Source organism: Actinospineispora spinosispora DSM 44797 (assembly GCF_000429025.1).
Classification (GTDB): Bacteria; Actinomycetota; Actinomycetes; order Mycobacteriales; family Pseudonocardiaceae; genus Pseudonocardia; species Pseudonocardia spinosispora.
In genome coordinates, this window is record NZ_AUBB01000026.1 from 149,700 (window position 1) to 172,258 (window position 22,559).

Genomic DNA, 22,559 nt, shown 5'->3' on the forward strand with positions numbered 1-22,559 from the left:
TTACTCCTGTCACAGGGGGTGACACGTGGCTCGGGGGATTGGTGATCAGCGAAGAATGAGGATCGGCTTATGGCGTTGTGGGACAGCTCTCGGGCGGTGTACCGCACCGAGCTGAAGGCCAACGCCCTGGGCCTCGCTGATCACGGCTGGCCGTTGTTGCCGGGTACGTACTGGCAGGCGGGCCGATGGACGGGCACGGTGGACGCACCGCAGTCGGGTCCGGTCGCGGTACCCGAGGACGGTGTCGCCGCGGCGAGCTGTGACCGCGCCACGATCGACGCCTGGTGGTCGCAGCGGCCCTACTCGATCTTGATGGCGACCGGGGTCGTCGGTGACGCCATCGAGGTATCGGCGCTGGTCGGGCGCAGGGTGTGTGCGTTGCTGCGCACCTGGGGTGTGGTCACCCCGGTCGCGGCGACACCGACCGGGCGGTGGTGGTTCCTCGTGCGCGCGGGCGAGGCATTGCGCCCGGAGCTCGCATCTCGCACCGACGTGGTGCAGCACGGGCGCGGCTCGTGGGTTGCGGCGCCGCCGTCCGAGCTGCCCCAGGGCATCGTGCACTGGCGGGTGCCGCCCTCGACCTGCGACTGGCGGCTACCCGATCCGGCCGATCTGCAGCTCGCGCTGCTCGAGGTGCTCAGCGCCCGCCCCGGCCTCGCCGGAGCGGGAATCGGGCACGGGTTCAGCCCTCGGTCGGCTCGGCGGTCCGACGGTCGGTGATGTCGCCGCGTGCGCGGCCCAACGCACCCAGCACGATGTCCAGTACGAGCACCGCACCGTCCTTGTCCAGCGGGTTGTTGCCGTTGCCGCACTTCGGTGACTGCACACAGGAGGGGCAACCGAACCTGCACTCGCAGTCGGCGATGGCGTCACGGGTCGCGCTGAGCCAGGGCAGCAGGTCGTGGTGGCCGCGTTCGGCGAAACCGGCCCCACCGGGGTGTCCGTCGTGCACGAACACCGTCGGCGCACCGGTGTCCGGATGCAGCGCGGTCGACATGCCGCCGATGTCCCACCGGTCGCACACCGCGAACAGCGGCAGCAGGCCGATCGCCGCGTGCTCTGCGGCATGCAGCGAGCCCGGTACGCGCTCGGCGTCGAGGCCGGCGTCGGCCAGCAACGACTCGTCGATCGTGTACCAGACCGCTCGGGTGCGCAGCGACTGCTCGGGCATGTCCAGCGGCACCGTCTCGATGACCTCACCGCTCGGCCGCTTGCGCAGGTAGGACACCACCTGCGAGGTCACCGTGACATCACCGAGCTGAACCGTCACACCGCCCGTCGGACGCGCTATAACGTCCGGTGCCCCGCTCGGCGACCTCGTCGCGCCGCCGGTCGCCGTACCCGCTCCGGGCGGCGTGTCGAGGCCAGAGTCTGGATCCTGGCTGAGGATCGCGACCTCGACGACGCTGCGTGCCCAGGTGCTCCAGTCCGGTTCTTCGGGGTGCACCAGCGCGAGCCCGTCGTCCAGGTTCAGCTCGTCGACCACGAAACTGACGCCTCGATGCAGATACACCGCGCCGGGGTGCACGGTCGCCGGTGCCCGTGACCAGTCCACGGTGCCCAGCATGCGGCCGGTGTCCGACTCGACCACCGCGACCTGACCGCCACCACCGCCTCTGATGTCCACGAATCCTGCCGGGCGCTCGGCGGGCAGCGGCCAGTACCAGCCGGTGGGGCGCTTACGCAGCGTGCCGTCCGCGACGAGGGAGTCGAGCACGTCCCGGGTGTTGGCCTCGCCGAACAGCGCCGCCGACGAGGACACCTCGGCCTCGGTGATCGGGGACTCGGCCGCCGCGCAGGCCAGTTGTGGCCCGAGGACGTACGGGTTCGTCGGGTCGAGGACACAGCCCTCGACCGGTTTGCCGAGCAGCGCTGACGGGTGATGGACGAGGTAGGTGTCCAGCGGGTCGTCCCTGGCGACGAGCACGACCAGGGCGTCGCGTCCCGCGCGGCCGGCCCGACCGGCCTGCTGCCAGAACGATGCGCGAGTGCCGGGAAAGCCCGCGACCAGCACCGCATCGAGGCCCGCGATGTCCACGCCCAGCTCGAGCGCATTGGTCGACGCGACGCCGAGCAGCGATCCGGACACCAGCGCCCGTTCCAATGCACGGCGTTCCTCCGGCAGGAAGCCCGCCCGGTACGCGGCGACCCGGGAGGCCAGATCGGGGTCGACCTCGGCGAGAGCGCGGGCGGCTCGCAGCGCGACCACCTCCGCGCCCGCCCTGGAACGCACGAACGCCAGGGTTCGTGCGCCCTCGATGACCAGATCGGTGAGCATCGAGGCGGCTTCGCTGCCCGCGGAACGGCGGACCGGGGCGCCGTTCTCCCCGGTCAGCTCCTCCAACAACGGCGGCTCCCACAGTGCGACGGTGCGCGCGCCCCGGGGCGAGCCGTCCTGGGTCACCGCCGACATCGGCAGGCCGGTCAACCGGGAGGCGGAGGACGCCGGCTCGGACACCGTCGCGGACGCGAGCACGAACGTGGGCGAGGAGCCGTACAGGGCGCACAACCGGCGCAGCCGCCGCAGCAGCAACGCGACGTGCGAGCCGAACAGCCCCCGGTAGGAATGGCACTCGTCGAGGACGACGTAGCGCAGGCGGCGCAGGTAGGAGGCCCACCAGGTGTGCCGGGGGAGCAGCGAGCGGTGCAGCATGTCCGGGTTGGAGAACAGCCAGCGACCGTGTGCCCTCGCCCAGTCCCGCTCGGTCTGCGAGGTGTCGCCGTCGAACGGCGCCGCCCGCACGTCGTCGAGCCCCAGCGAGCTCACCGCGCGCAGCTGATCGGCACCGAGCGCCTTGGTGGGCGAGAGGTACAGCGCCGTGGCCTTGCTGTCCGTCGCCAGGGTCGACAGGACCGGCAGCTGGTAGCCGAGTGACTTGCCGGACGCGGTACCGGTGGCCAGTACGACATGCTGCCCGGCCCAGGCCGTCGAGGCCGCTGCCGCCTGATGCGACCACGGCCGCCGCACGCCCTGGTCGACGAACGCGTCCCTGACCTCCGGCGCCACCCAGCCGGGCCAGTCCACGCTGACGGCCGACCGCGCCGGCAGTGAGGCGACGTGGGTCAGCGGTGACTCGCCGGGGGCGACCCCGGCCAGGACCCGGGCGAGCAGGGATCCCGCTTCCACGTCGGCCAGGGGCATGCAACCAGACTCCGAAACGGGGCTCACAGCCCCATTCTGAACCGGACCACTGACAGTTCCCGGCTGGCCTGCGGTTCGGGTCGACTTTCGCGTTGTGGTCGGGTCCACGGCATCTCGGCTTAGCCCGTACCCGGCTTCAAGGCATCTCGGCTTCGCCGTCGACTCGTGGGTGCCGTGCCCGGTTTTGCCCGTGCCCGGCTCCACGGCATCTCGGCTTCGCCGTCGACTCGTGAGTGGCAAGGGCGCCTATAGGCGCCCGGATCACTCACGACGGAAAAGCGTGTCGTGAGTGCTCCGAGCGCCTACGCCTTCGGCGCCCCTCCGGGGTAGACGCCCTTGCCACTCACGAAAGGAGGGCAGCAACCAACCTCACACTTTTTCACTCATTCGGCCCCTCGTTCGCAACAAGCTGTGAGGCCACCCATACACTGCGCGAACATTGGGGGTCGCTGACCAGCACGGCCCGGCTCGAGCTAGATCAAGGCCCGGGACGCCCTGCTGACCAAGGCCGCCTTCGTGAAACACGCGCGAGGATCGGTCCAGTGCCAGTACTGATCCAGTACTGGGCCGTCTCCTCGCTGACGAGTGCGATTTCAATCAGGAGGACGGATGTCCCGGCTCATTCTCGCGGAGGGCCTGCAGCTCTCCGGGAGTGACCGCACCGTTGTCGGTGTGGTCGCCGTGGTAGCCCTCATTGCACTGGCGATCGGTTTCGTGCTGCGCAAGGAGGTCCTGGCCGCCGGCCAGGGCACCGAGCGCATGCAGGAGATCGGCCGCGCCGTGCAAGAGGGTGCCGCTGCTTACCTCAACCGCCAGTTCAAGACGCTCGGCATTTTCGTAGTCATCGTGTTCCTGCTGCTGTTTGCGCTGCCGGCGGACACGACGAGCGAGCGCATCGGGCGTTCGATCTTCTTCGTGGTCGGCGCCGGCTTCTCGGCGACCATCGGCTACCTCGGCATGTGGCTGGCCACCCGGGCGAACATCCGGGTCGCGGCGGCTTCGCGGGAGGAAGGCGGCCGGGAGAAGGCCATGCGGGTCGCGTTCCGCACCGGTGGCGCTGTCGGCATGTTCACCGTCGGCCTCGGCCTGTTCGGTGCCGCGCTGGTCGTGATGGTCTACGCGGGTGGCGCGCCGAAGGTCCTCGAGGGCTTCGGTTTCGGTGCCGCTCTGCTCGCCATGTTCATGCGTGTCGGTGGCGGCATCTTCACCAAGGCCGCCGACGTCGGTGGTGACCTCGTGGGCAAGGTCGAGGCCGGTATCCCGGAGGACGACCCCCGCAACGCCGCGACGATCGCCGACAACGTCGGTGACAACGTGGGTGACTGTGCCGGCATGGCCGCCGACCTGTTCGAGTCCTACGCCGTCATGCTGGTCGCCGCGCTGATCCTCGGATCGGCCGCGTTCGGCCTGCAGGGTCTGCTGTTCCCGCTGATCGTGCCGGCCATCGGCGTGGTCACCGCTGTCCTGGGTGTGTACATCACCAAGGCCAAGGCGGGCGAGGGCGGCCTCAAGGCGATCAACCGCAGCTTCTACATCTCCGCTGTCTTCTCCGCCGTGCTGTGCATCGTCGCCGCCTACGTCTACCTGCCGGGTAGCTTCGCGGAGCTGACCAACCCGACCGACACCTCGGTCGTGCAGCAGGCCGGTTCGCTCGATCCTCGGCTGTTCGCCTCCGTCGCGGTGCTCATCGGCATCGTGCTCGCCGGCGTCATCCTGTGGCTGACCGGTTACTTCACCGGCACCGAGCACAAGCCGGTCAAGGAGGTCGGTGACTCGGCCCGCACCGGTGCCGCCACCGTCGTGCTGGCCGGTATCTCGATCGGTTTCGAGTCGGCCGTCTACACCGCACTGGTGATCTCGGCCGCCGTGTACGGCGCGTTCGTGCTCGGCGGTGTCTCGGTGACCGTGGCGCTGTTCGCGGTCGCACTGGCCGGTACCGGCCTGCTGACCACGGTCGGCGTGATCGTGGCGATGGACACCTTCGGCCCGGTCAGCGACAACGCGCAGGGCATCGCGGAGATGTCCGGTGACGTGTCGGGTGACGGTGTGGACATCCTCACCGAGCTGGACGCGGTCGGTAACACGACCAAGGCCATCACCAAGGGCATCGCGATCGCCACGGCCGTGCTGGCCGCGACCGCGCTGTTCGGCTCCTACCGGGACGCCTTCACCACCGCGCTGAAGGCCACCGGTACGGCGCTCGCGGACGCCGGTCAGGGTTTCCTGACCGAGGTGTTCAGCCCGAACACGCTGGTCGGTGTCATCATCGGCGCCTCGGTCGTGTTCATGTTCTCCGGGCTGGCCATCAACGCGGTGTCCCGTGCCGCTGGTGCCATCGTGTTCGAGGTGCGCAAGCAGTTCCGTGACGACCCGGGCATCATGGCCGGAACCGTCAAGCCGGACTACGCGCGCGTCGTCGACATCTGCACCCGCGACTCGCTGCGTGAGCTGGCCACCCCCGGCCTGCTGGCGATCTTCGCGCCGATCGCGGTCGGTTTCGGTCTCGGTGTCGGCCCGCTGGCCGGTTACCTGGCCGGTGCCATCGCCTGCGGCACGCTGATGGCGGTCTTCCTCGCCAACTCCGGTGGCGCGTGGGACAACGGCAAGAAGCTGATCGAGGACGGCGTGCACGGCGGCAAGGGTTCGCCCGCGCACGAGGCCACGATCATCGGTGACACCGTCGGTGACCCGTTCAAGGACACCGCCGGTCCGGCGATCAACCCGCTGATCAAGGTGATGAACCTGGTCTCGGTGCTGATCGCGCCCGCCGTGGTCGCCATGTCGGTCGGGGCCGGTGCCTCGCCGCTGCGCTACGTCGTCGCACTGGTCGCGGTGATCATCATCGTGGCGGCCGTCGTGGTGTCGAAGCGTCGGTCCACCTCGATCACCGACGAGCCCGCTGAGGCACCTGTCAGCTGACAACTCAGCAGCTCAGCAGCACCCCCGCGCCGCCTGGCCCCGAGCAGGGTCAGGCGGCGCGGTACGTTCCGGCCCGGAGCCGCGGGAGGTACCGATGAATCGTCGAGTGAGAGCGACTGTGCTCAACACCGTGTTGGCCACGGTGCTGACCGTGCTGCTCGGGGTCCTCGCGGGGTGCCTCGTCGGATGTTCGGGCGGCAACGACCGGCTGCCGAACGCCGACGACCCGGTCGCCTGGGCGGACCGGGTGTGCGCGGCGCTGGGGCCGTTGGCCTCGATGAAGGGGCATGCACCGGAGTTCAACCGCAACGATCCCGCCGCCAGCCGGGACGCGATGAGCAGGTACTTCGCCGACACGGCCGATCGGGCCGGACAGTCGATCGAGGGTCTCGACCTGGCCGGGCCGTCCCCGATCGTCGGCGGCGACGACGCGGCGAGCAAGCTGCGCGGCGCTCTGCAACGCACCCAGGCGGCCTACTCGGCGGCACGCGACAAGGTGGACCGGGTCGACCCGAGCGACCCGGTCGGGATGGGCACCCAGCTGCCCGGGATCCTCGTCGAGCTTGCGAAGTCCGCGAACGACCCGGACCTGCACAGCCTCGGCGCCAACAGCGAGCTGAACGACGCGGTCAAGCAGGCGAAGAGCTGTTCACTGGTCGGCAGTGCCGGCGCGCCCTCCGACCCGAACTGAGCGCCCCGGTCGGGTGAACTAGGGGCCGCCCCGCCAAAAATTTTGTGACCTGCGGCTCAGCCGGAGCGGCGAGTCGGCGTGACGCTGATCGAACGGGTGTTCTAATCTGACTCCCGTGGCGCAGATGTCTTTTTACTCCGCTGAGGCCCAGGACGTCCGGCTCGCCGACCTCGCCGGGCTGCTGTGCGGCCCCGGGCAGGTCGTGCGGTTCGGGGCGAGCGGCACCGCCCGGCTGAGCATCGTGCTCGCCGACGGCGACCGGGCGCCCGCGTTACGCGCGGCGATGGCCGAGCGCGGGGTGAGTACCGAGGAGACGGTCTCCGAGTGCGGTTCGCCCGCGCTGCGCACCGCCTTCCGCAGGGATCTCGTCGAATTGGCTGGTCAGTGGTGCTCCGGTGCGGTCAAGGCGGTGCCGGAGGGGTTCGTGCTGGACGGCGCGTTGTTGCGGATGTGGGTGCTCGCCACCGGTGTGGAGGACCGCCGCTCCGGCTATCTGCTGGGCCTCGATCCGCACGCGCCGCAGACGCACGTACCGTTGGCGCAGGCGGTGACCCGGCTCGGATTGCCGGTTCTGCGGCTGGGTCCGCGTGGCGCCGGCCCGGGTTTGCGCATCGCCGGAGTACGGTCCCGACGAAGGCTGGCGGAGCTCGTCGGTCCGGTGCCGGAATACGCGTCGAGCAGCTATTGGCCGTGTTAGAACGGGCCGGTGGTGCTCATTAGGCTGCCGGTCGGCCACCGTGGTGAGTTGACGGTGAGACGTAGGACTCAAGTGCATCGCCCGGCGCGGATGTGCGAGTCTGGCGGTTGACTCACCGAGCGGGGTGCGGTGGATGGCGCGAGTACGAGCGCCAGAGGAAGGGAATGGTCGAAGCAGTGGCAGCGGGACGGACCAGCGCAAGCTCGGGTCGCAAGAAGAGCTCTGCTACGGGCGGAGCAACCGGCGCCGGCAGCGCGAAGAACGGCAACGGCACCAATGGTTCGGCCACGCGCCGGCTGGTGATCGTGGAGTCGCCCGCCAAGGCGCGCAAGATCGCTTCCTACCTCGGTTCGAACTACGTGGTCGAGTCCTCCCGTGGACACATCCGGGACCTCCCGCGTGGTGCCGCCGACGTGCCCGCCAAGTACAAGGGTGAGGCCTGGGCGCGGCTCGGGGTGAACGTCGACAACGAGTTCGAGCCCCTGTACATCGTCACGCCGGACAAGCGTTCGACGGTCACCGAGCTCAAGGACGCGTTGAAGAACGTCGACGAGCTCCTCCTCGCGACGGACGGTGACCGGGAGGGCGAGGCGATCGCCTGGCACCTCCTGGAGACCCTGAAGCCGAAGGTCCCGGTCAGCCGGATGGTCTTCCACGAGATCACCGAGCCGGCGATCCTGGCGGCCGCCGCGAACCCGCGCGAGCTCGACCACGACCTCGTCGACGCGCAGGAGACCCGCCGCATCCTCGACCGGCTGTACGGCTACGAAGTCTCGCCGGTGCTGTGGAAGAAGGTCATGCCGAAGCTGTCGGCGGGCCGTGTGCAGTCGGTCGCGACGCGCATCATCGTGCAGCGCGAGCGTGAGCGGATGTCGTTCGTCTCGGCGAGCTACTGGGACATCGCCGCCGTGCTCGCCACGAAGGAGAAGCAGGAGGACGGGCCGCGTAGCTTCGGCGCGAAGCTCGTCTCGGTGGATGGCACCCGGGTCGCCACCGGGCGCGACTTCGGTCCTGACGGCCAGCTGAAGGGGACCGCCGCCGCATTGGACGAGGCGAGCGCCCGGCGTCTGGCCGAGGCGCTCGACGGTCGTGACTTCACCGTCGAGAGTGTTGAGTCCAAGCCGTTCACCCGCAGGCCGTATGCGCCGTTCATGACCTCGACGCTGCAGCAGGAGGCCGGCCGCAAGCTGCGCTTCACCGCGGAACGCACCATGCGCTCCGCGCAGCGGCTGTACGAGAACGGCTACATCACCTATATGCGTACCGACTCGACGACACTGTCCGAGTCGGCGATCAACGCGGCGCGCACCCAGGCCCGTGAGCTGTACGGCGACGCCTACGTGGCGGACAAACCGCGCCAGTACACCCGCAAGGTGAAGAACGCGCAGGAGGCACACGAGGCGATCCGGCCCGCCGGCGACTCGTTCCGCACGCCCGGTCAGATCGCCCGCGAGGTCGACGGTGACGACTTCCGGCTCTACGAGCTGATCTGGCAGCGCACGGTCGCCTCCCAGATGGCCGACGCACGCGGCACGACGATGACCGTGCGGGTCGCCGCGACGGCCGGTACCGGTGAGCAGTGCGTCTTCTCCACGTCCGGCCGCACGATCACCTTCGCCGGCTTCCTGAAGGCTTACGTCGAGACGCTCGACGACCAGGCCGGTGGCGAGGCCGACGACGCCGAGTCACGGCTGCCCCAGCTGGAGCAGGGCCAGCCGCTGACCGCCGAGGAGCTCAACCCGGAGGGCCACTCCACCAACCCGCCGGCCCGCTACACCGAAGCCAGCCTGGTCAAGGCCCTCGAAGAGCTGGGCATCGGCCGCCCTTCGACGTACAGCTCGATCATCAAGACCGTCCAGGACCGCGGCTACGTGTGGAAGAAGGGCAGCGCGCTCGTGCCCTCCTGGGTGGCGTTCGCGGTGATCGGTCTGCTGGAACGGCACTTTGGGCGGCTCGTCGACTACAACTTCACGGCCGCCATGGAGGACGAGCTCGACTCGATCGCCGCCGGCGCGCAGACCCGCATCGACTGGCTGGCCGGTTTCTACTTCGGTTCCGAAGCGCCGAAGGCGGGCTCCGACGGGGCGTCCACCGACGAGTCGGTGGCGCACGCGGGTGGGCTGAAGAAGCTCGTCGGCATCAACCTGGAGGAGATCGACGCCCGGGAGATCAACGCGATCCCCATGTTCAGCGACTCCGAGGGCCGCGAGGTCGTGGTCCGGGTCGGCCGCTACGGGCCGTACCTGGAACGCATCGTGGACGGCAGCTCGCAGCGGGCGAACCTGTCCGACGAGCTGCCGCCGGACGAGCTGACCCCGGAGATCGCCGAGCAGCTGTTCTCGGTCCCGCAGGAGGGTCGTTCGCTGGGTGTCGACCCGGTGACCGGGCACGAGATCGTCGCCAAGGAGGGCCGGTACGGGCCCTACGTGACGGAGCTGCTGCCCGACCCGCCGGAGGACACGCCGAAGTCGAAGCTGCCCAAGCCGAGGACCGGGTCGCTGTTCAAGTCGATGGCGCTGGACAGCGTGACCTTGGAGGACGCGCTGAAGCTGCTGTCGCTGCCGCGCGTCGTGGGTACCGACCCGGAGTCCGGTGACGAGATCACCGCGCAGAACGGTCGCTACGGCCCGTACCTGAAGAAGGGCACTGACTCGCGGTCGCTGGCCACCGAGGACCAGCTGTTCACGGTCGACCTCGACGAGGCGCTGAAGCTGTACGCGCAGCCGAAGCAGCGGGGCAGGGGACGCGGCGCATCGACGCCGCCGCTGCGCGAGCTGGGTACCGATCCGGCGTCCGGCAAGCCGATGGTGATCAAGGACGGTCGCTTCGGCCCGTACGTCACCGAGGGTGAGACGAACGCGTCGCTGCGCAAGGGCGACGAGGTCGAGACCCTCACCGACGAGCGCGCCGCCGAGCTGCTCGCCGAGCGCCGCGCCAAGGCCGGGACCACGCCCAAGCGCAAGCCGGCCGCGCGCAAGCCCAGAGCCAAGAAGGCCGCCTCGTCCGCCTGACTACCCGTGAGTGGCGAGTGGTCTTCTGGGACCACTCGCCACTCACGGCTTTGCTCGGCATTCTGAGTGTCGGTTCGGCGAATGTCCCACGTGGCGGCTGGGGGCAGAGTTACAGTCCCGAGCTGTGGGAAGTGATCTGGGTAGGCGTTCGGACAGCAGGGATGTGTCCGACGCACACACCGATCCGCTGATCCCCAGGATCACCGACGAGATGCTCGCGGCGGGCGGGCCCGAGCCTGCTTCGGCGCTCGACGACCGCACGCTCGCGGAGCTGCTCGCCGAGCTCGAAGAAGACGACCAGTACGCCCTGGACGAGATGCTCACAAACGACGAGCCGTCGCCAAAAGTGAGGCACATCCCGGCTGAGCCCGCTGAGTCCGAAGCACCCGTGAGTGATTTGGGCTGTCAGGGCAGCCCAAATCACTCACGGGTGGAGCCGCCCGGGCCGCCGGGGCAGCGGACCGCGCGGGAAGCCCCTGCGCCTGCGCCTGCGCCTGCGCCGATCCCGGGCGCCAAGGACGACTTCCTCGACGAGGACGACAGCCACCCGGTCATCCGGGACTCGCCGCTCGGCCCGGTGGTGCGCTCGCGCTACGGCGACTTCCGGCCGCCGATCGAGCGTGAGCCGGAGGCGCAGACCCTGACCGGGTTCGGCCTCACCCGGCGCTCCCGCAGCAAGGTCGGGTCGATCCTGTTCACCGTCGTGTTCGTGGCGATCTTCCTGCTGATCCTGCTCCAGGCGATCGTTAGTCTGGTCAGCGCACCAGGCCACTAATATCTGATACAAATCAGAGTCGCCGGGAGGATTCATGCCGCGAACAGCAGTGCCGTCCTCGGTGCGCTGGCTGATCGGCATGGAGCTGGCCAGGCACCGGAACACAGCCGGGGTGACTCTCGCCGAAGCAGCCCGATTATCCGGGATTCCGAAGCCGAGCATCGGCCACCTCGAGTCCGGCCGGATGCGCCAGGACGCCGACCAGATCTTCACGCTGCTGTCCGGCTACCAGACCGACTGGGCCGAGATCGACCGGCTGACCGCGCTGGCCGCGCGCGCCGACGAGGCGGCCTGGTGGGCACCGTGGGCGCGGGTCGTGCCGGACTGGTTCGCCACGTTCGTCGGGCTGGAGGGACTGGCGATCGACGAGTTCGTCTACGAGCCGACGCTCGTCCCCGAGCTGCTGCAGACCGCCGACTACGCACGAGGCCTGACCGAGGCGAGCCCGCTGGTGCCACCCGCACACCGCGAACGTCACGTCGGTCTGCGGATGGCGAGGGCGGCCCGGCTCGATGACGCCGCCGCGCCGCTCGGCCTGCACGCGGTGATCACCGAGGCCGCGTTGCGGCTGGTGGTGGGCGACCCGGAACAGCACCGGGATCAGCTGCGGCACCTGATGGACATGTCCGAGCGGGACAACGTGGTGATCCAGATCTTGCGCCCGGAGGACGGGCAGCACGCCGCCGCGCACGGGCGCGTCACGATCCTGGGCCTCGGCGACGCGCCGTCGCTGGTGTACCTGGAGGTGCCGCACGGCGCGGTCTACCTGTCCGATCCGCAGGACGTGGAGACCTACATGGTGGTCGCCGAGTCGCTGCAGCGGGTCGCGCTCGACGTGGACGATTCGGCGGCGCTGCTGACCTCGATGATCAGCGGCTGAGAGGTCCTCGATCCGCCGCGACACGGGGCGCCGAGATGCTTGACTCGGCGGGAGATTACTCTGGTGCGGTGGCCACAAACGTTCACCGGCCCTCGACGGCCCAGCTTCCCGCTGGACGCACCGGCGAACGACCCGAGTACGCCCGGTACGAGGGCCGCTCGCCAGCGCGCCCAGCGGAAACCTGGATCCGCCGATGAGCCGGCGAACGTTCATGGCCACCGCACCGGGTGTCTCTGACGGTCCTATGGTGCGGCCCGCCGCCGCGAGGAGGTGAGGCGCGATCGGTCCCGATCACGCCCCCGTCGGCGAGCCCGGCCAGGCGGCATACCAGACACCTGATCAGGGGTTCGCTGAGACAGGCGGGTCCTCCTCCACCGCGCACCGGATTCGCGGTGTGCTGGCCATCCCGTCGTTCCGCAGGCTCTGGTTGGTCACTGCGCTGGCCTCCAGCGGTGACTGGCTGTCACTTCTGGCGCTGTCCGCGCTGGCGACCGGGCTGACCGACGGCACCCAGGCGCAGAGTTTCGCGCTCGGTGGCGTCGTGGCGACCCGGCTGCTGCCCCCGTTGCTGTTCGGCCCGATCGCCGGTGTGCTCGCCGACCGGTTCGACCGCCGCAAGGTGATGGTCACCTGCGACGTCGTGCGCTTCGGTCTGTTCTTCTCGATTCCGCTGGTCGGCAGCCTGTGGTGGCTGTTCGCCGCGACTTTTATGATCGAGATCTGCTCGATGTTCTGGATCCCCGCGAAGGATGCGTCGGTCCCGAACCTGCTCAAACGTCCCGACCAGGTCGAGACCGCGAACCAGCTGAGCCTGGCGATGACCTACGGCGTCTCGGTCGTGCTGGCCGCCGGGTTGTTCAGCACGGTGTCCACGGTCGGCCGGTTGCTCGGGGACGAACCCAGCAACATGACCACCGTCTACATCGCCCTGATGATCAACGGCGCCGGCTATCTGATCACCGCCGCGACCGTCTGGTACCGGATCCCGGAGATCTCCGGACGCTCGCCGATCCGATCGAACGAGTCGAGCCCCAGCATGCTGGCGCTGCTGCACGACGGCGCGCGGTTCGTCAGCTCGACGCCACTCATCCGCGGCCTGGTGACCGGCATCATCGGCGCGTTCGTCGCCGGTGGCGCGGTGATCGCGCTGGCCAAGCTGTACGCGACGAACCTCGGTGGCGGCGACGCGGCGTACGGCATGTTGTTCGTGTCGGTGTTCATCGGCATGGCCGCCGGCATGAGCGCGATGCCCGGGCTGGCCCGAAAGCTGCCGCACAACCGCCTGTTCGGTGCCGCGATCGTCGGCGCCGGGCTGTGTCTAGTGCTGGTTGCGTTCGCACCGCATCTGTTCATCGCGCTGGCGACGGTGGCGATGGTCGGCTGCTGCGCGGGCGTCGCGTTCCTGACCGGGCTGACGATCATCGGCGCCCAGGTGGCGAACGAGGTGCGCGGCCGGGTCGTCGCGTTCGTGCAGACCATCGTGCGGCTGGACCTGCTGGCCTCGATGTCGGTCGCGCCGGTCGCGGTGGGTCTGGTGCAGACCAGGGCGATCACCGTGTTCGACCACACGCTGCACGTCGACGGCTCCCGCACCGTGCTCGGTGTGGCCGGGCTGATCGCCTCGCTGGTCGGCGTCTTCGCCTACCGGCAGATGGACGACCGCAGCGCCGCGCCGCTGCTGCCCGACCTGCTCGGCGCGCTGCGTCGCGGCGTGCGCCGCCCGGTCGGCGGTGTACTGATCGCGGTCGAGGGCGCGACGGCCGCCGAGTCCGCGCGACAGAGCCGCCTGCTGGCCGACTGGCTGCGCGAGCAGGGCTACCCGGTGAGCGAGCCGATCGACTACGACGTCCGGCTGACCAGCGCGCTGCTCGGCAAGGAGCTGACCGGCGAACGAGCCCGCGCTCTCGCGGCCGCCGCGGTCCACGCCGACGTGGTGGAACGCGAGGTCCGGCCCGCGCTGTCGGCCGGGAACATCGTTGTGGTCGACCGTTTCCTGGCGAGCCCGCTGGTACACCAGCAGCTGCACGCGGACGAGCTGGAGAGCCTCGCGGTGTGGGCGAATGGCGGTCTGCACCCGGATGTGACGGTGCTGCTGGACCGCGCGCCCGCGCCGTCGCCCGTCGGCGAGCCGCACCTGTGGATCAACCGGCTGCTCACCCGGCGTGCCGCGGCCGAACCGAACAAGTACCTGGTCGTCGACGCCGACGAGCTGCCCGAGGTCGTGCAGGAACGCGTCCGCGAGGGCATCCAGGAGCTGCTGCGGAAGGTCCGTAGGAGCACTCCGTTGCGGCAGGTCTGAGTTGTCCGTCTGGACTGAGGTGGTCGGCCAGGACCGTGCGGTCGCCGAGCTGAGCGCGGCCGCGACCGACCCGACCGCGATGACCCACGCGTGGCTGTTCACCGGCCCGCCCGGCTCCGGCCGCTCGGTGGCCGCGCGCGCGTTCGCCGCCGCGCTGCAGTGCCCGTACAACGGCTGCGGCCAGTGCCAGGCATGTCGCACCGTCATGGCAGGCACCCACTCCGACGTGCGCGAGGTGGTACCGGAGGGCTTGTCCATCTCGGTGTCGGAGATGCGCGCACTCGTCCAGATCGCGGCGCGGCGACCGAGCAGCGGCCGCTGGCAGATCGTGGTGATCGCCGATGCGGACCGTCTCACCGAGGGCGCGTCGAACGCGTTGCTGAAGGCGGTCGAGGAGCCCTCGGAACGCACCGTGTTCCTGCTGTGCGCCCCCTCCGACCACCCCGACGACGTTCCGGTGACGATCCGCTCGCGCTGCCGCCTGGTCCCGCTGCGTACGCCGCCGCCGGACGCGATCGCCGACGTGCTCGCCTCCCGTGACGGCATCGACCCGGAGACCGCCGCGTGGGCCGCCTCGGTCTGCGGTGGTCACGTCGGCAGGGCACGTCGCCTGGCCCGCGACGACGACGCGCGCCGCCGCCGCGAACAGGTCCTGCGCATCCCGCTGTCGCTGCGCGGCTTCGGTGAGGTGTTCGCCGCCGCCGACGACCTGATCGGCTCGGCCGAGGCCGAGGCGGTCGACATGACCGGCTCCCGCAACCAAGCCGAACGTGAAGCCCTCGCCACCGCGATGGGCGCGGGCGGAACCGGCAAGGGCGTCGCGGCAGCGCAACGCGGCGCGAAGGCCGCTGAACGGGAGCTGGAGCGCAAGCAGAAGTCCCGGGCGACCCGGACCCAGCGCGACGCCCTGGACCGCGCGCTGGTCGACCTGGCCGGCTTCTACCGCGACGTGCTCGCGGTCCGGGTGGGTGCCTCGGTCGCGGCGACGCACCCCGACCGGGCCGCCGACGCCCAGCGCGCGGCGTCCTCCTGGACCCCCGAGTCGACGCTGATCCGCCTGGAGGCGGTCCTGGGCTGCCGCGAGGCCCTGGAGTCGAACGTGAAGCCCCGAATAGCGGTCGAAGCGATGCTGACGGTCCTCTACCGAGGCGCCTGACCTCGCACACCCTGGTGCTGCGTCGCACACGTCCGGACATGTGCGACGCGACACGTGGGTGTGCGAAGTCCCGTTGAAGCGGGTCGCTAGACTAGGCGCGCACCACGCCGCCTTAGCTCAGTCGGTTAGAGCGACGCACTCGTAATGCGTAGGTCTGGGGTTCGACTCCCCAAGGCGGCTCCGTTTCTCTCTTCCGTGGCACGGCGGCTCGAGAGCCTCGGCGAGCGCGCGGCGCGATCACAGGACGAGCAGGAGTTTGCCGCCGGGGCGGCGGGATCGGCTGAGTTCGGCCGCTTCCTGGAGCTGGTCGAGTGTGTAGGTGCCTGCGACAGGTACGACCAGGATGCCTTCGCCGGCGAGCCGGGCGAACTCGTTCATCTGGTCGTAGCGGATCTCGGTGGTGATCCGGACGCCCAGTTCGGCCGCGGCGGCGAAGTCCGAGACGGTGAGGACCCGGTCGGGATCCCCGGTCAGCTCGATCAGGGTCGGCAGTGAGCCGCCGGCCGGGCTGGGCTGGTCGGCGCGGTCGATCCGGCCCCCGGTCGGCGCGGTGTCCAGGGCGCGGTCCACGGGGCCTGGGGCCAGTGCGCCGACGCGTTCGGCCATGCCCTCGCCGTAGGTGGTCACCTGGGCGCCGATCTGTTCCAGAGCGGCGGCCCGAGTCGGCCCGGCGGTGGCGATCACTCGAGTACCCCGGTGCAGCGCGAAGCGCACCGCCGCCTCACCCACGGTGGTGCCCGCGCCGTGGACGAGCAGCAGCTCACCCGGCTGGACGCCGAGGTCGTCGAGCGCGCGCCACGCCGTCTCGGCCGCCATCGGCAGCGCGGCGGCCTGCTCGGCGGTGACGCCCTCGGGAATGCGTGCCCAGGCCGGCATCAGCGCGTACTCCGCGGCGCCGGCCGTCGGGCCGTCGAAGGTGGCCGGGCCGAACACCCGGTCGCCGATCCGGACGTCGGTGACGCCCTCGCCGAGCGCGTCGACGGTGCCCGCGACCTCGAGGCCGAGTCCGCGCGGCAGTGACGGCAGGTGGTCGGCGAGGAGTCCGTCGACAACGTGCCAGTCGGCCGGTGTCAGGCCGCACGCCCGCACGGCGATCCGGATCTGGCCGGGTCCCGGTTCCGGTTGTGGGACGTCGCGGAGCACGATCACGTCCGGGGAACCGAACCGGTCGAATTGCAGAGCCTTCATGATGATCTCCTAGTTGATGACAGCATCTGTTGTCATCGACCGTATCAGCTGATGACAGCTCCTGTTGTCGTAACCTGGTGGGTATGCCGCGATGGGAATCCGACGCACAGGGCCGGCTCGAACGCGCGGCGCTCGAGCTGTTCGAGACGCAGGGGTTCGAGCGCACCTCGGTCGCGCAGATCGCGGATGCCGCCGGCCTGAAGGAGCGCTCCTTCTACCGCTACTTCCCCGACAAGCGGGAAGTTCTCTTCGCCGGCAACGAACTCGAGGCCCACCTCGTCGCCCAGGTCGAGGCAGCCGACCCGGACCTCACCCCGATCGAGGCGCTGCTGACCGCGCTGGGAACCGCCGAGGGGATCTTCCGCCCACGCGAGTTCCTGCTGCGCCGGGGAAGCGTGATCGCCGCCAATCCGGCGCTTGCCGAGCGCGATCTGATCAAGCTCGCCGACATCGCCGAGGCGCTGGCACCGGCGCTAGAGCGCCGCGGCGTCGAGCCCGGCACAGCACGCTTCATCGTCGACGTGGTCCTGGCGATCCACCGGCGCGCCATGCCCCGCTGGCTAGCCGAGCCGGACACCACCCTCGCTCAGCTGATGGCCGAGGCCGCCGCCGAGCTGCGCGAGGTGGTCACCCTGCCGGCTCCGACAGTCCGCCCCACCACGCGGTGATCATCACTCGTTGTTCCTCACGGCGTCTCGGCACGGCTCGCGTGGCGCTGGCTTTGCACACCCTCGTGCTGTGTCGCACATGTCCGGACATGTGCGACACAGCACCACGGTGTGCAAAGTCGTGCTGGGGGGTCAGAGGGGCAGGCGGAAGTCGTTGCCGGCGGATCGGGCGGCTCGGGTCAGGTCCAGGACGCCTGCCATGACCTCGGGCTGCATGTCGTCGGTGATGTCGGCGATCCACAGGCACAGGTCGGCCAGGTCCTCGTCGATGGCCTCGTCGGTCAGCGGGCGCGGCGCGAAACTGGGCCAGAAGCCGTACACCAGTGCCATCGACGGGCGGCCTCTGCCGAAGTCGCCGAGGTCGATCGCGTACAGGTGACCGCTTCGGGCACGCCAGTGGCGGCGGCCCGCCCGAAAGCCGAGCGCCTTCTCCAGGGCGGACGCCACCGAGGGGCGCACGTCCAGCTCCTGCTCGAACAGCAGCGGGTCCGCGCGCAGGTCGGCGAGCTCTTCGGGGGTGGGTTCGACGAAGTTCATCGGGACGCTCCGGCGGTGCGGTCGAGGAAGTCGATCAGTTCGACCGCGATGTCGGCGCCTCGGTCGTCCTGGAGGAAGTGGTGCGCGCCGGGGAACTCCTTGCCGATCTCGGCGTGCGGCAGCAGCTCGTGGATCCGGTCGCGGTAGGCGACCGGGAAGACGCCGTCGTCCGGTGCCCAGAGCAGCTGCACGGGCGTGTCCGCGAGCAGCGGCAGCCGGTTCTGGATTCGTTTCATGTCTGTCCAGCCCCGGTCGCCCTCGGTGAGCGGGATGGTCCTCGGCCAGGTGAGGGTGACGCTCTCGCTGCCGGGCTCGTCGTAGACGTGCTGGTAGGCGCGGGCCTCCGCATCACTCAGGCCCCTGGCGGACACGGCGGTCAGGCCCCGGTGCGACAGCATCTTGAACCGCTTCAGGAACACCTGCCCGACCAGCGGTGCGTGCCAGGTCGTCCACGGCAGCGGCGAGGCGTGGAACTCGCCGCACACGTCGGTGAAGACCCAGGTGTTCATCAGGGTGAGCGCGGCGACCCGGTCCAGGCGTTCCAGCGCGGCGCCGGTTCCCTGCGGGCCACCCCAGTCCTGGCCGACGATGGCCATGCCGTCGAGTTCCAGGGTGTCGATCAGCGCGACCAGGTCGGCGACGTGGTGCGCAAGCGTGTACGCCGCGTCGAGGGCAGGCTTGTCCGAATTTCCCGCGCCGATCCAGTCCGGTGCGATCACCCGGTAGCCGGCCTCCAGCAGCGGGGGGATCATGAAGCGGTACAGGAAGCTCCAGTTCGGGTTGCCGTGCAGCAGGACGACCGGCGGTGCGGCCCGGTCGCCCTCGTCGAGGTAGGCCATGCGACGGCCGTTGACCACCGCGACCTGCTGGTCCCACGGGTAGAGCTCACGCAGCCACTCGGGTGTCATCTCAGGCCACCTCGGTGAAGCCGGCTTCGCCGCCTTCGATGTAGCGCGGCGCCTTGAGGCCTCGCTCGGCGGTCAGGGTGTCGGTCAGGTGACGCAGCGACAGGGCGTCCAGCAGCGAATGGAACGCGCCGTGCTCGTCGAAGTTGATGTTCGTGCCGGAGACCCGGACGAAGATGATCGTGTCCTCGGTGTTGTCGGCGGGCGCGTACAGGGTGTGGACCGACCCGCCCGGTTCGTACAGGTAGGAGCCGGCGGTCTGCGGCTGGGTGGGGTGCTCCCGGTACATCCAGCGGCCCTGCAACGTGTACACCTCGGCCGGTCCCGTGTGGTAATGCAGCGGGACACCGGAACCCGGCTGCCCCTGGGGCAGCGCGACGAGCGGCAGCGGGGCACCGCCGTGCGTCGTCGCGGCGGTGGGCGTGGTGGTCGGCATGCGCGATCCTCCTTGATCACTGGTTCGGTGGACCCACGGTATGGCCGACCAACGCTCAAATACTTGACAACAGGTGACAGAACTTTGACTCTTGGCGACATGCGCGACCTGATCCGCGCGAGTGCGCTGGCGGGCTACGTCGACCTCGTGCGTGAGCTCGGCGGCGACCCGGCGCCGATCCTCGCCGCCACCCGTCTGCGCGCCGAGCTGCTCGGCAACACCGACGCCTACATCCCGTTCCGGTCGATGGCGCGGGTCATCGACCTCGCGGCGGCCGAGCTCGACCGGCCGGACTTCTCACTGTGCCTCGCCGCGCGTCAGAACATCCAGATCCTCGGCCCGATCGCGCTGATCGCCCGGCATTCCCGCACGACCCGCGACGCGCTGCACGGCATCGCCCAGCACATGGGCGACTACAGCCCGGCCCTGCGGATCGCGCTGGACGACGCCACCGGCCAACAGACCCGGTTCACATTCGAGGTGCTGGTCCCGGGCATCCCGTCGCACGCGCAGATCTACCAGCTCGGGCTCGGTGTCTCGCTCGGCATCTTCCGACTGCTGATGGGCAGCGGCTTCCGCCCACTGCTCGTGTCCATCCCGCACGCCGAACCCGCGCACCGCGACCGGTACGAGAGGTTCTTCGACTGCCGGGTCCGGTTCGACAGCGACTACGCCGGCCTCGTGCTGCCCAGCGCGGAACTCGATCGTCACCGAGGGGCCCACGACCCGGACGTGCGTGAGCACGTCACCCGCTACCTCGACGCCGAAGGCCCGGCGGACGACGTCGTCGTCGCCCAGGTCCGGCATCTGATCAACCGCACGCTGGCCACCGGGCACGCCACCATCCGCACCGTGGCCGCTCACCTGGGCCTGCACCCCCGGACCCTGCAACGGTGGCTCGCCGCGCGGGACGAGACGTTCGAGGCCGTCCTCGACGAGGTCAGGCGCGAGAGGGCCACCGCGTACCTCACGCAGTCCACGGTGAGCCTCGGCGGAGTCGCCGCGATGCTCGGCTACTCCCAGCAGAGCTGCCTCAGCCGCGCCTCGATGCGCTGGTTCGGAGTCCCACCGAGCGCCGTCAGGGCTGGTCGGTCGGGCGGATGACGATCTCGTTGATGGCCCGCCGCCGTGGACTGGTGACGATGTAGGCGACCGCATCGGCGATGTCCTCGGACTCCAGGACCTCGACGTCGCCGAACGCGGCGGTGAAGTCCCGGTCCGAGTTGGCCTTCTGGTCGAACAGCTCGCTCGCCGTCCGGCCGGGCTCGATGACCGCGAACCGGACGTTGCGCGTCGTGTACTCCTGCCGCCACGCCTCCGTCGCCCCGGTCACGGCGAACTTCGTCGCGTTGTACAGCGCGACCGTCGGCGCGGCGAACCGCCCGGCGACCGAGGAGATGTTGACGACGTCGGTCACCGACCGGGGGCTGTCCTTCGCGGCGGCCAACAGGTGTGGCAGCGCGGCCTTCGTCACGTACATCAGCCCGCGCAGGTTGACGTCGACCATCCGGTCCCATTCCTGCAGCGGGGACTCCTCGGACGGGCCGTTGAGCATGACTCCGGCCGCGTTGACAAGGGTGTCCAGCCGCCCCAGCTGGCGGACGGTCGACTCGACGGCTGAGCGGGCCGCGTCGGAGTCGGTCAGGTCGGCGCTGATCACCACCGCGGTCCCGCCGTCGGCGCGGATCGTGGCCGCCAGTTCTTCGAGGCGGTCGGTGCGCCGCGCGACCAGCGCGACGGCCGCTCCTTCCGAGGCCAACCGCACCGCGGTCGCCCGTCCGATTCCGCTCGATGCGCCGCTGACCAGCGCCACGGTGTCGGTGAGTGTCATGTGCTCTCTCCATTCGACGCAATGTTCAACAGGGGTGGCAGTGGGCGCAGCAGGGGCAGGAGGCGCGCGCGGGCGTCGGCGACGGTGAGGAAGTCCTCGGCCGCGACGGGCTCGATGCCGTGCAGCGCCTTGTTCTCGTAGACGTGCTCGCCCTGGAGACGGCCGGCCTCGTCGTAGGGCCAGATCATGGCGAAGTGCTGGTGCTCGCGGTAGAAACCGTCGGGATCGTCCACCTCGAAGCCCTTGCCGATCGCGTCGGAACCGCGCAGGTAGGTGATGAAGGTCGAGTCGGAGGCGAAGCCCCAGTCGTCGACCCACAGCTGTTCGTCCTCGACCAGCATGACGCAGGTCTGGGTCTCCGCGAGCTGCCGGTAGATCGCCTTGACCGCTTCGGCGCCGTCGGCGACCACACCGTCGAGCCCGGTGATGTTGAAGTGGTAGACGGGGTGCTCGACCATCATGTCCGGCGCGAAGATCGCCTCCCACTCGCCGCAGACCTCGAGGATCGCGTGCCGCCGGTAGTTCTCCAGGATCTGCCGGTGGCGGGGGTTCTCGGTCGTGGCCAGGAGACGGTCGGCCGCGCTGATCGTGGTGGCGATGTCCTGTTCAGGCACGGGTCACCTCCGCGCTCGCCGGTGGTGTGGTGAGGCCTCGGGCGATCAGCCAGGGCAACCGTCGGGGAACGTCCGCGAGCAGCGAAGCGGGGGACAGGCGTGCCGGCAGACGCACCGACCAGCGGTTCTCCCGCACAGCGTCGAGCACCGCGGCGGTGATCTCCTCCGGCCTGATCAGCCTGCTCAACCGCAGCCGGTACATGCGGTCGAACATCGCCGCCAGCGCCGGTTCGGTGCGACCCTTGTCCATCAGACCGGTGTCGGCGACCTCGCCGATCTCCACCCTGGTCACACCGATCGGGGTGTCCTTGAGCTCGAACTGCAGGTTGACGGAGTGGTGGCTCAGGAACGCCTTCGTCGCGGCGTAGGTGGCGAGCATCGGCGGGACGACGATCCCGGCGAAGGACGACACGTTCACCACGTGGCCACGGCCGCGGGCGAGCATGCCGGGCAGCGCCTGACGGGTCAGCTCGGCGGGCGCCAGCGCGTTGAGCCGGAGCATGAACTCGAGGGTCTCGGCGCTCATGTCGGTGAAGCGTCCGATGCACTCGTCGGCGGCGTTGTTCACCAGGATGTCGACCGGGCCGTCCGCCTCGACGCGGGCCAGCAGCCCGCGCAGAGTGGCCTGGTCGGTGAGGTCACACGGGTAGGCGCGGCCGCCCACACCCCGCGCGAGCTGCTCCAACGCATCGGCGCCGCGCGCGACGAGGGCGACGTCGGCACCGGCGGCGGCGAAGCCTCTGGCGAGGTCCTGGCCGATTCCCCGGCTCGCGCCGGTGATCAGTACCCGGGATCCGGCGATGTCCACGG

Annotated in this window: 19 protein-coding genes and 1 tRNA gene; 12 read left to right on the forward strand and 8 right to left on the reverse strand. The window is 70.1% G+C overall.

Annotated elements, in window-relative coordinates; translation table 11 throughout:
* Positions 1-69 precede the first annotated feature (69 nt).
* Entirely contained in the window at positions 70-720 is a 651-nt protein-coding gene (locus G406_RS46555) for a bifunctional DNA primase/polymerase (protein ID WP_051342010.1), read from the forward strand.
* Here the strand turns inward: G406_RS46555 and G406_RS0112940 are convergent.
* Positions 683-3,142, reverse strand: a complete 2,460-nt coding sequence (locus tag G406_RS0112940; protein WP_028934166.1) for a DEAD/DEAH box helicase — start codon at positions 3,140-3,142, stop codon at positions 683-685. The two genes, G406_RS46555 and G406_RS0112940, sit on opposite strands and share 38 nt — an antisense overlap.
* 609 nt (positions 3,143-3,751) lie before the next feature.
* Here G406_RS0112940 and G406_RS0112945 point away from each other — a divergent pair.
* The 9 genes from G406_RS0112945 to G406_RS0112985 all read left to right on the forward strand — a co-directional run bounded on the left by G406_RS0112945 (position 3,752) and on the right by G406_RS0112985 (position 15,750).
* Positions 3,752-6,061, forward strand: coding sequence for a sodium-translocating pyrophosphatase (locus tag G406_RS0112945; RefSeq protein ID WP_028934167.1), 2,310 nt, complete (start codon positions 3,752-3,754; stop codon positions 6,059-6,061).
* Positions 6,062-6,155: 94 nt separating this feature from the next.
* Positions 6,156-6,752, forward strand: a complete 597-nt coding sequence (locus tag G406_RS0112950) for a hypothetical protein (RefSeq protein ID WP_156934826.1) — start codon at positions 6,156-6,158, stop codon at positions 6,750-6,752.
* Positions 6,753-6,876: 124 nt separating this feature from the next.
* On the forward strand, positions 6,877-7,449 hold the full coding sequence (locus G406_RS0112955) for a hypothetical protein (RefSeq protein WP_245607099.1): 573 nt from the start codon (positions 6,877-6,879) through the stop codon (positions 7,447-7,449).
* Positions 7,450-7,613: 164 nt separating this feature from the next.
* Positions 7,614-10,460 carry a type I DNA topoisomerase gene (gene topA, locus G406_RS0112960; protein WP_084216016.1) on the forward strand — a complete coding sequence of 949 codons (2,847 nt, stop codon included), beginning with the start codon at positions 7,614-7,616 and terminating at the stop codon, positions 10,458-10,460.
* A 124-nt stretch (positions 10,461-10,584) separates the two neighbouring features.
* Complete coding sequence (locus G406_RS0112965) at positions 10,585-11,235, forward strand: hypothetical protein (protein WP_156934827.1); 651 nt, start codon at positions 10,585-10,587, stop codon at positions 11,233-11,235.
* 34 nt (positions 11,236-11,269) lie between these two features.
* On the forward strand, positions 11,270-12,115 hold the full coding sequence (locus tag G406_RS0112970) for a helix-turn-helix domain-containing protein (protein ID WP_028934172.1): 846 nt from the start codon (positions 11,270-11,272) through the stop codon (positions 12,113-12,115).
* A gap of 394 nt (positions 12,116-12,509) precedes the next feature.
* Positions 12,510-14,414 (forward strand): bifunctional MFS transporter/dTMP kinase, encoded by a 1,905-nt coding sequence (locus G406_RS46560; protein ID WP_051342012.1) that lies wholly within the window; start codon positions 12,510-12,512, stop codon positions 14,412-14,414.
* A gap of 1 nt (position 14,415) precedes the next feature.
* A complete protein-coding gene (locus G406_RS0112980) occupies positions 14,416-15,570 on the forward strand; it encodes a DNA polymerase III subunit delta' (RefSeq protein ID WP_028934173.1) in 1,155 nt (384 codons plus the stop codon).
* 106 nt (positions 15,571-15,676) lie between these two features.
* A tRNA-Thr gene (locus tag G406_RS0112985) sits at positions 15,677-15,750 on the forward strand.
* Positions 15,751-15,807: 57 nt separating this feature from the next.
* Here the strand turns inward: G406_RS0112985 and G406_RS0112990 are convergent.
* A complete protein-coding gene (locus G406_RS0112990; RefSeq protein ID WP_028934174.1) occupies positions 15,808-16,758 on the reverse strand; it encodes an NADP-dependent oxidoreductase in 951 nt (316 codons plus the stop codon).
* An 83-nt stretch (positions 16,759-16,841) separates the two neighbouring features.
* Between G406_RS0112990 and G406_RS0112995 the strand changes: the two genes are divergently transcribed.
* A complete protein-coding gene (locus G406_RS0112995) occupies positions 16,842-17,426 on the forward strand; it encodes a TetR/AcrR family transcriptional regulator (RefSeq protein WP_028934175.1) in 585 nt (194 codons plus the stop codon).
* 132 nt (positions 17,427-17,558) lie between these two features.
* On the opposite strand, the gene G406_RS0113000 is transcribed toward G406_RS0112995, so the two are convergent.
* From G406_RS0113000 to G406_RS0113010, 3 genes are read right to left on the reverse strand one after another with little or no spacing between them, the layout of a single operon-like run.
* Positions 17,559-17,963 (reverse strand): hypothetical protein, encoded by a 405-nt coding sequence (locus G406_RS0113000; RefSeq protein WP_028934176.1) that lies wholly within the window; start codon positions 17,961-17,963, stop codon positions 17,559-17,561.
* A complete protein-coding gene (locus tag G406_RS53920) occupies positions 17,960-18,871 on the reverse strand; it encodes an alpha/beta fold hydrolase (protein WP_028934177.1) in 912 nt (303 codons plus the stop codon). Before G406_RS53920 ends, G406_RS0113000 begins: the two co-directional genes overlap by 4 nt.
* A 1-nt stretch (position 18,872) precedes the next feature.
* Complete coding sequence (locus tag G406_RS0113010; RefSeq protein ID WP_028934178.1) at positions 18,873-19,304, reverse strand: 2,4'-dihydroxyacetophenone dioxygenase family protein; 432 nt, start codon at positions 19,302-19,304, stop codon at positions 18,873-18,875.
* Between the two features lie 99 nt (positions 19,305-19,403).
* Here G406_RS0113010 and G406_RS0113015 point away from each other — a divergent pair, with 99 nt between their 5' ends.
* On the forward strand, positions 19,404-20,408 hold the full coding sequence (locus tag G406_RS0113015) for an AraC family transcriptional regulator (RefSeq protein ID WP_037076321.1): 1,005 nt from the start codon (positions 19,404-19,406) through the stop codon (positions 20,406-20,408).
* Here the strand turns inward: G406_RS0113015 and G406_RS0113020 are convergent.
* From G406_RS0113020 to G406_RS46570, 3 genes are read right to left on the reverse strand one after another with little or no spacing between them, the layout of a single operon-like run.
* Positions 20,383-21,135: an SDR family NAD(P)-dependent oxidoreductase gene (locus G406_RS0113020; protein WP_028934180.1), complete on the reverse strand. Its 753-nt coding sequence runs from the start codon at positions 21,133-21,135 to the stop codon at positions 20,383-20,385. The two genes, G406_RS0113015 and G406_RS0113020, sit on opposite strands and share 26 nt — an antisense overlap.
* Positions 21,132-21,749: a hypothetical protein gene (locus G406_RS0113025; protein WP_051342013.1), complete on the reverse strand. Its 618-nt coding sequence runs from the start codon at positions 21,747-21,749 to the stop codon at positions 21,132-21,134. The genes G406_RS0113020 and G406_RS0113025 overlap by 4 nt, the downstream gene beginning before the upstream one ends.
* A complete protein-coding gene (locus G406_RS46570; RefSeq protein ID WP_051342014.1) occupies positions 21,742-22,557 on the reverse strand; it encodes an SDR family NAD(P)-dependent oxidoreductase in 816 nt (271 codons plus the stop codon). Before G406_RS46570 ends, G406_RS0113025 begins: the two co-directional genes overlap by 8 nt.
* Positions 22,558-22,559: the final 2 nt, after the last annotated feature.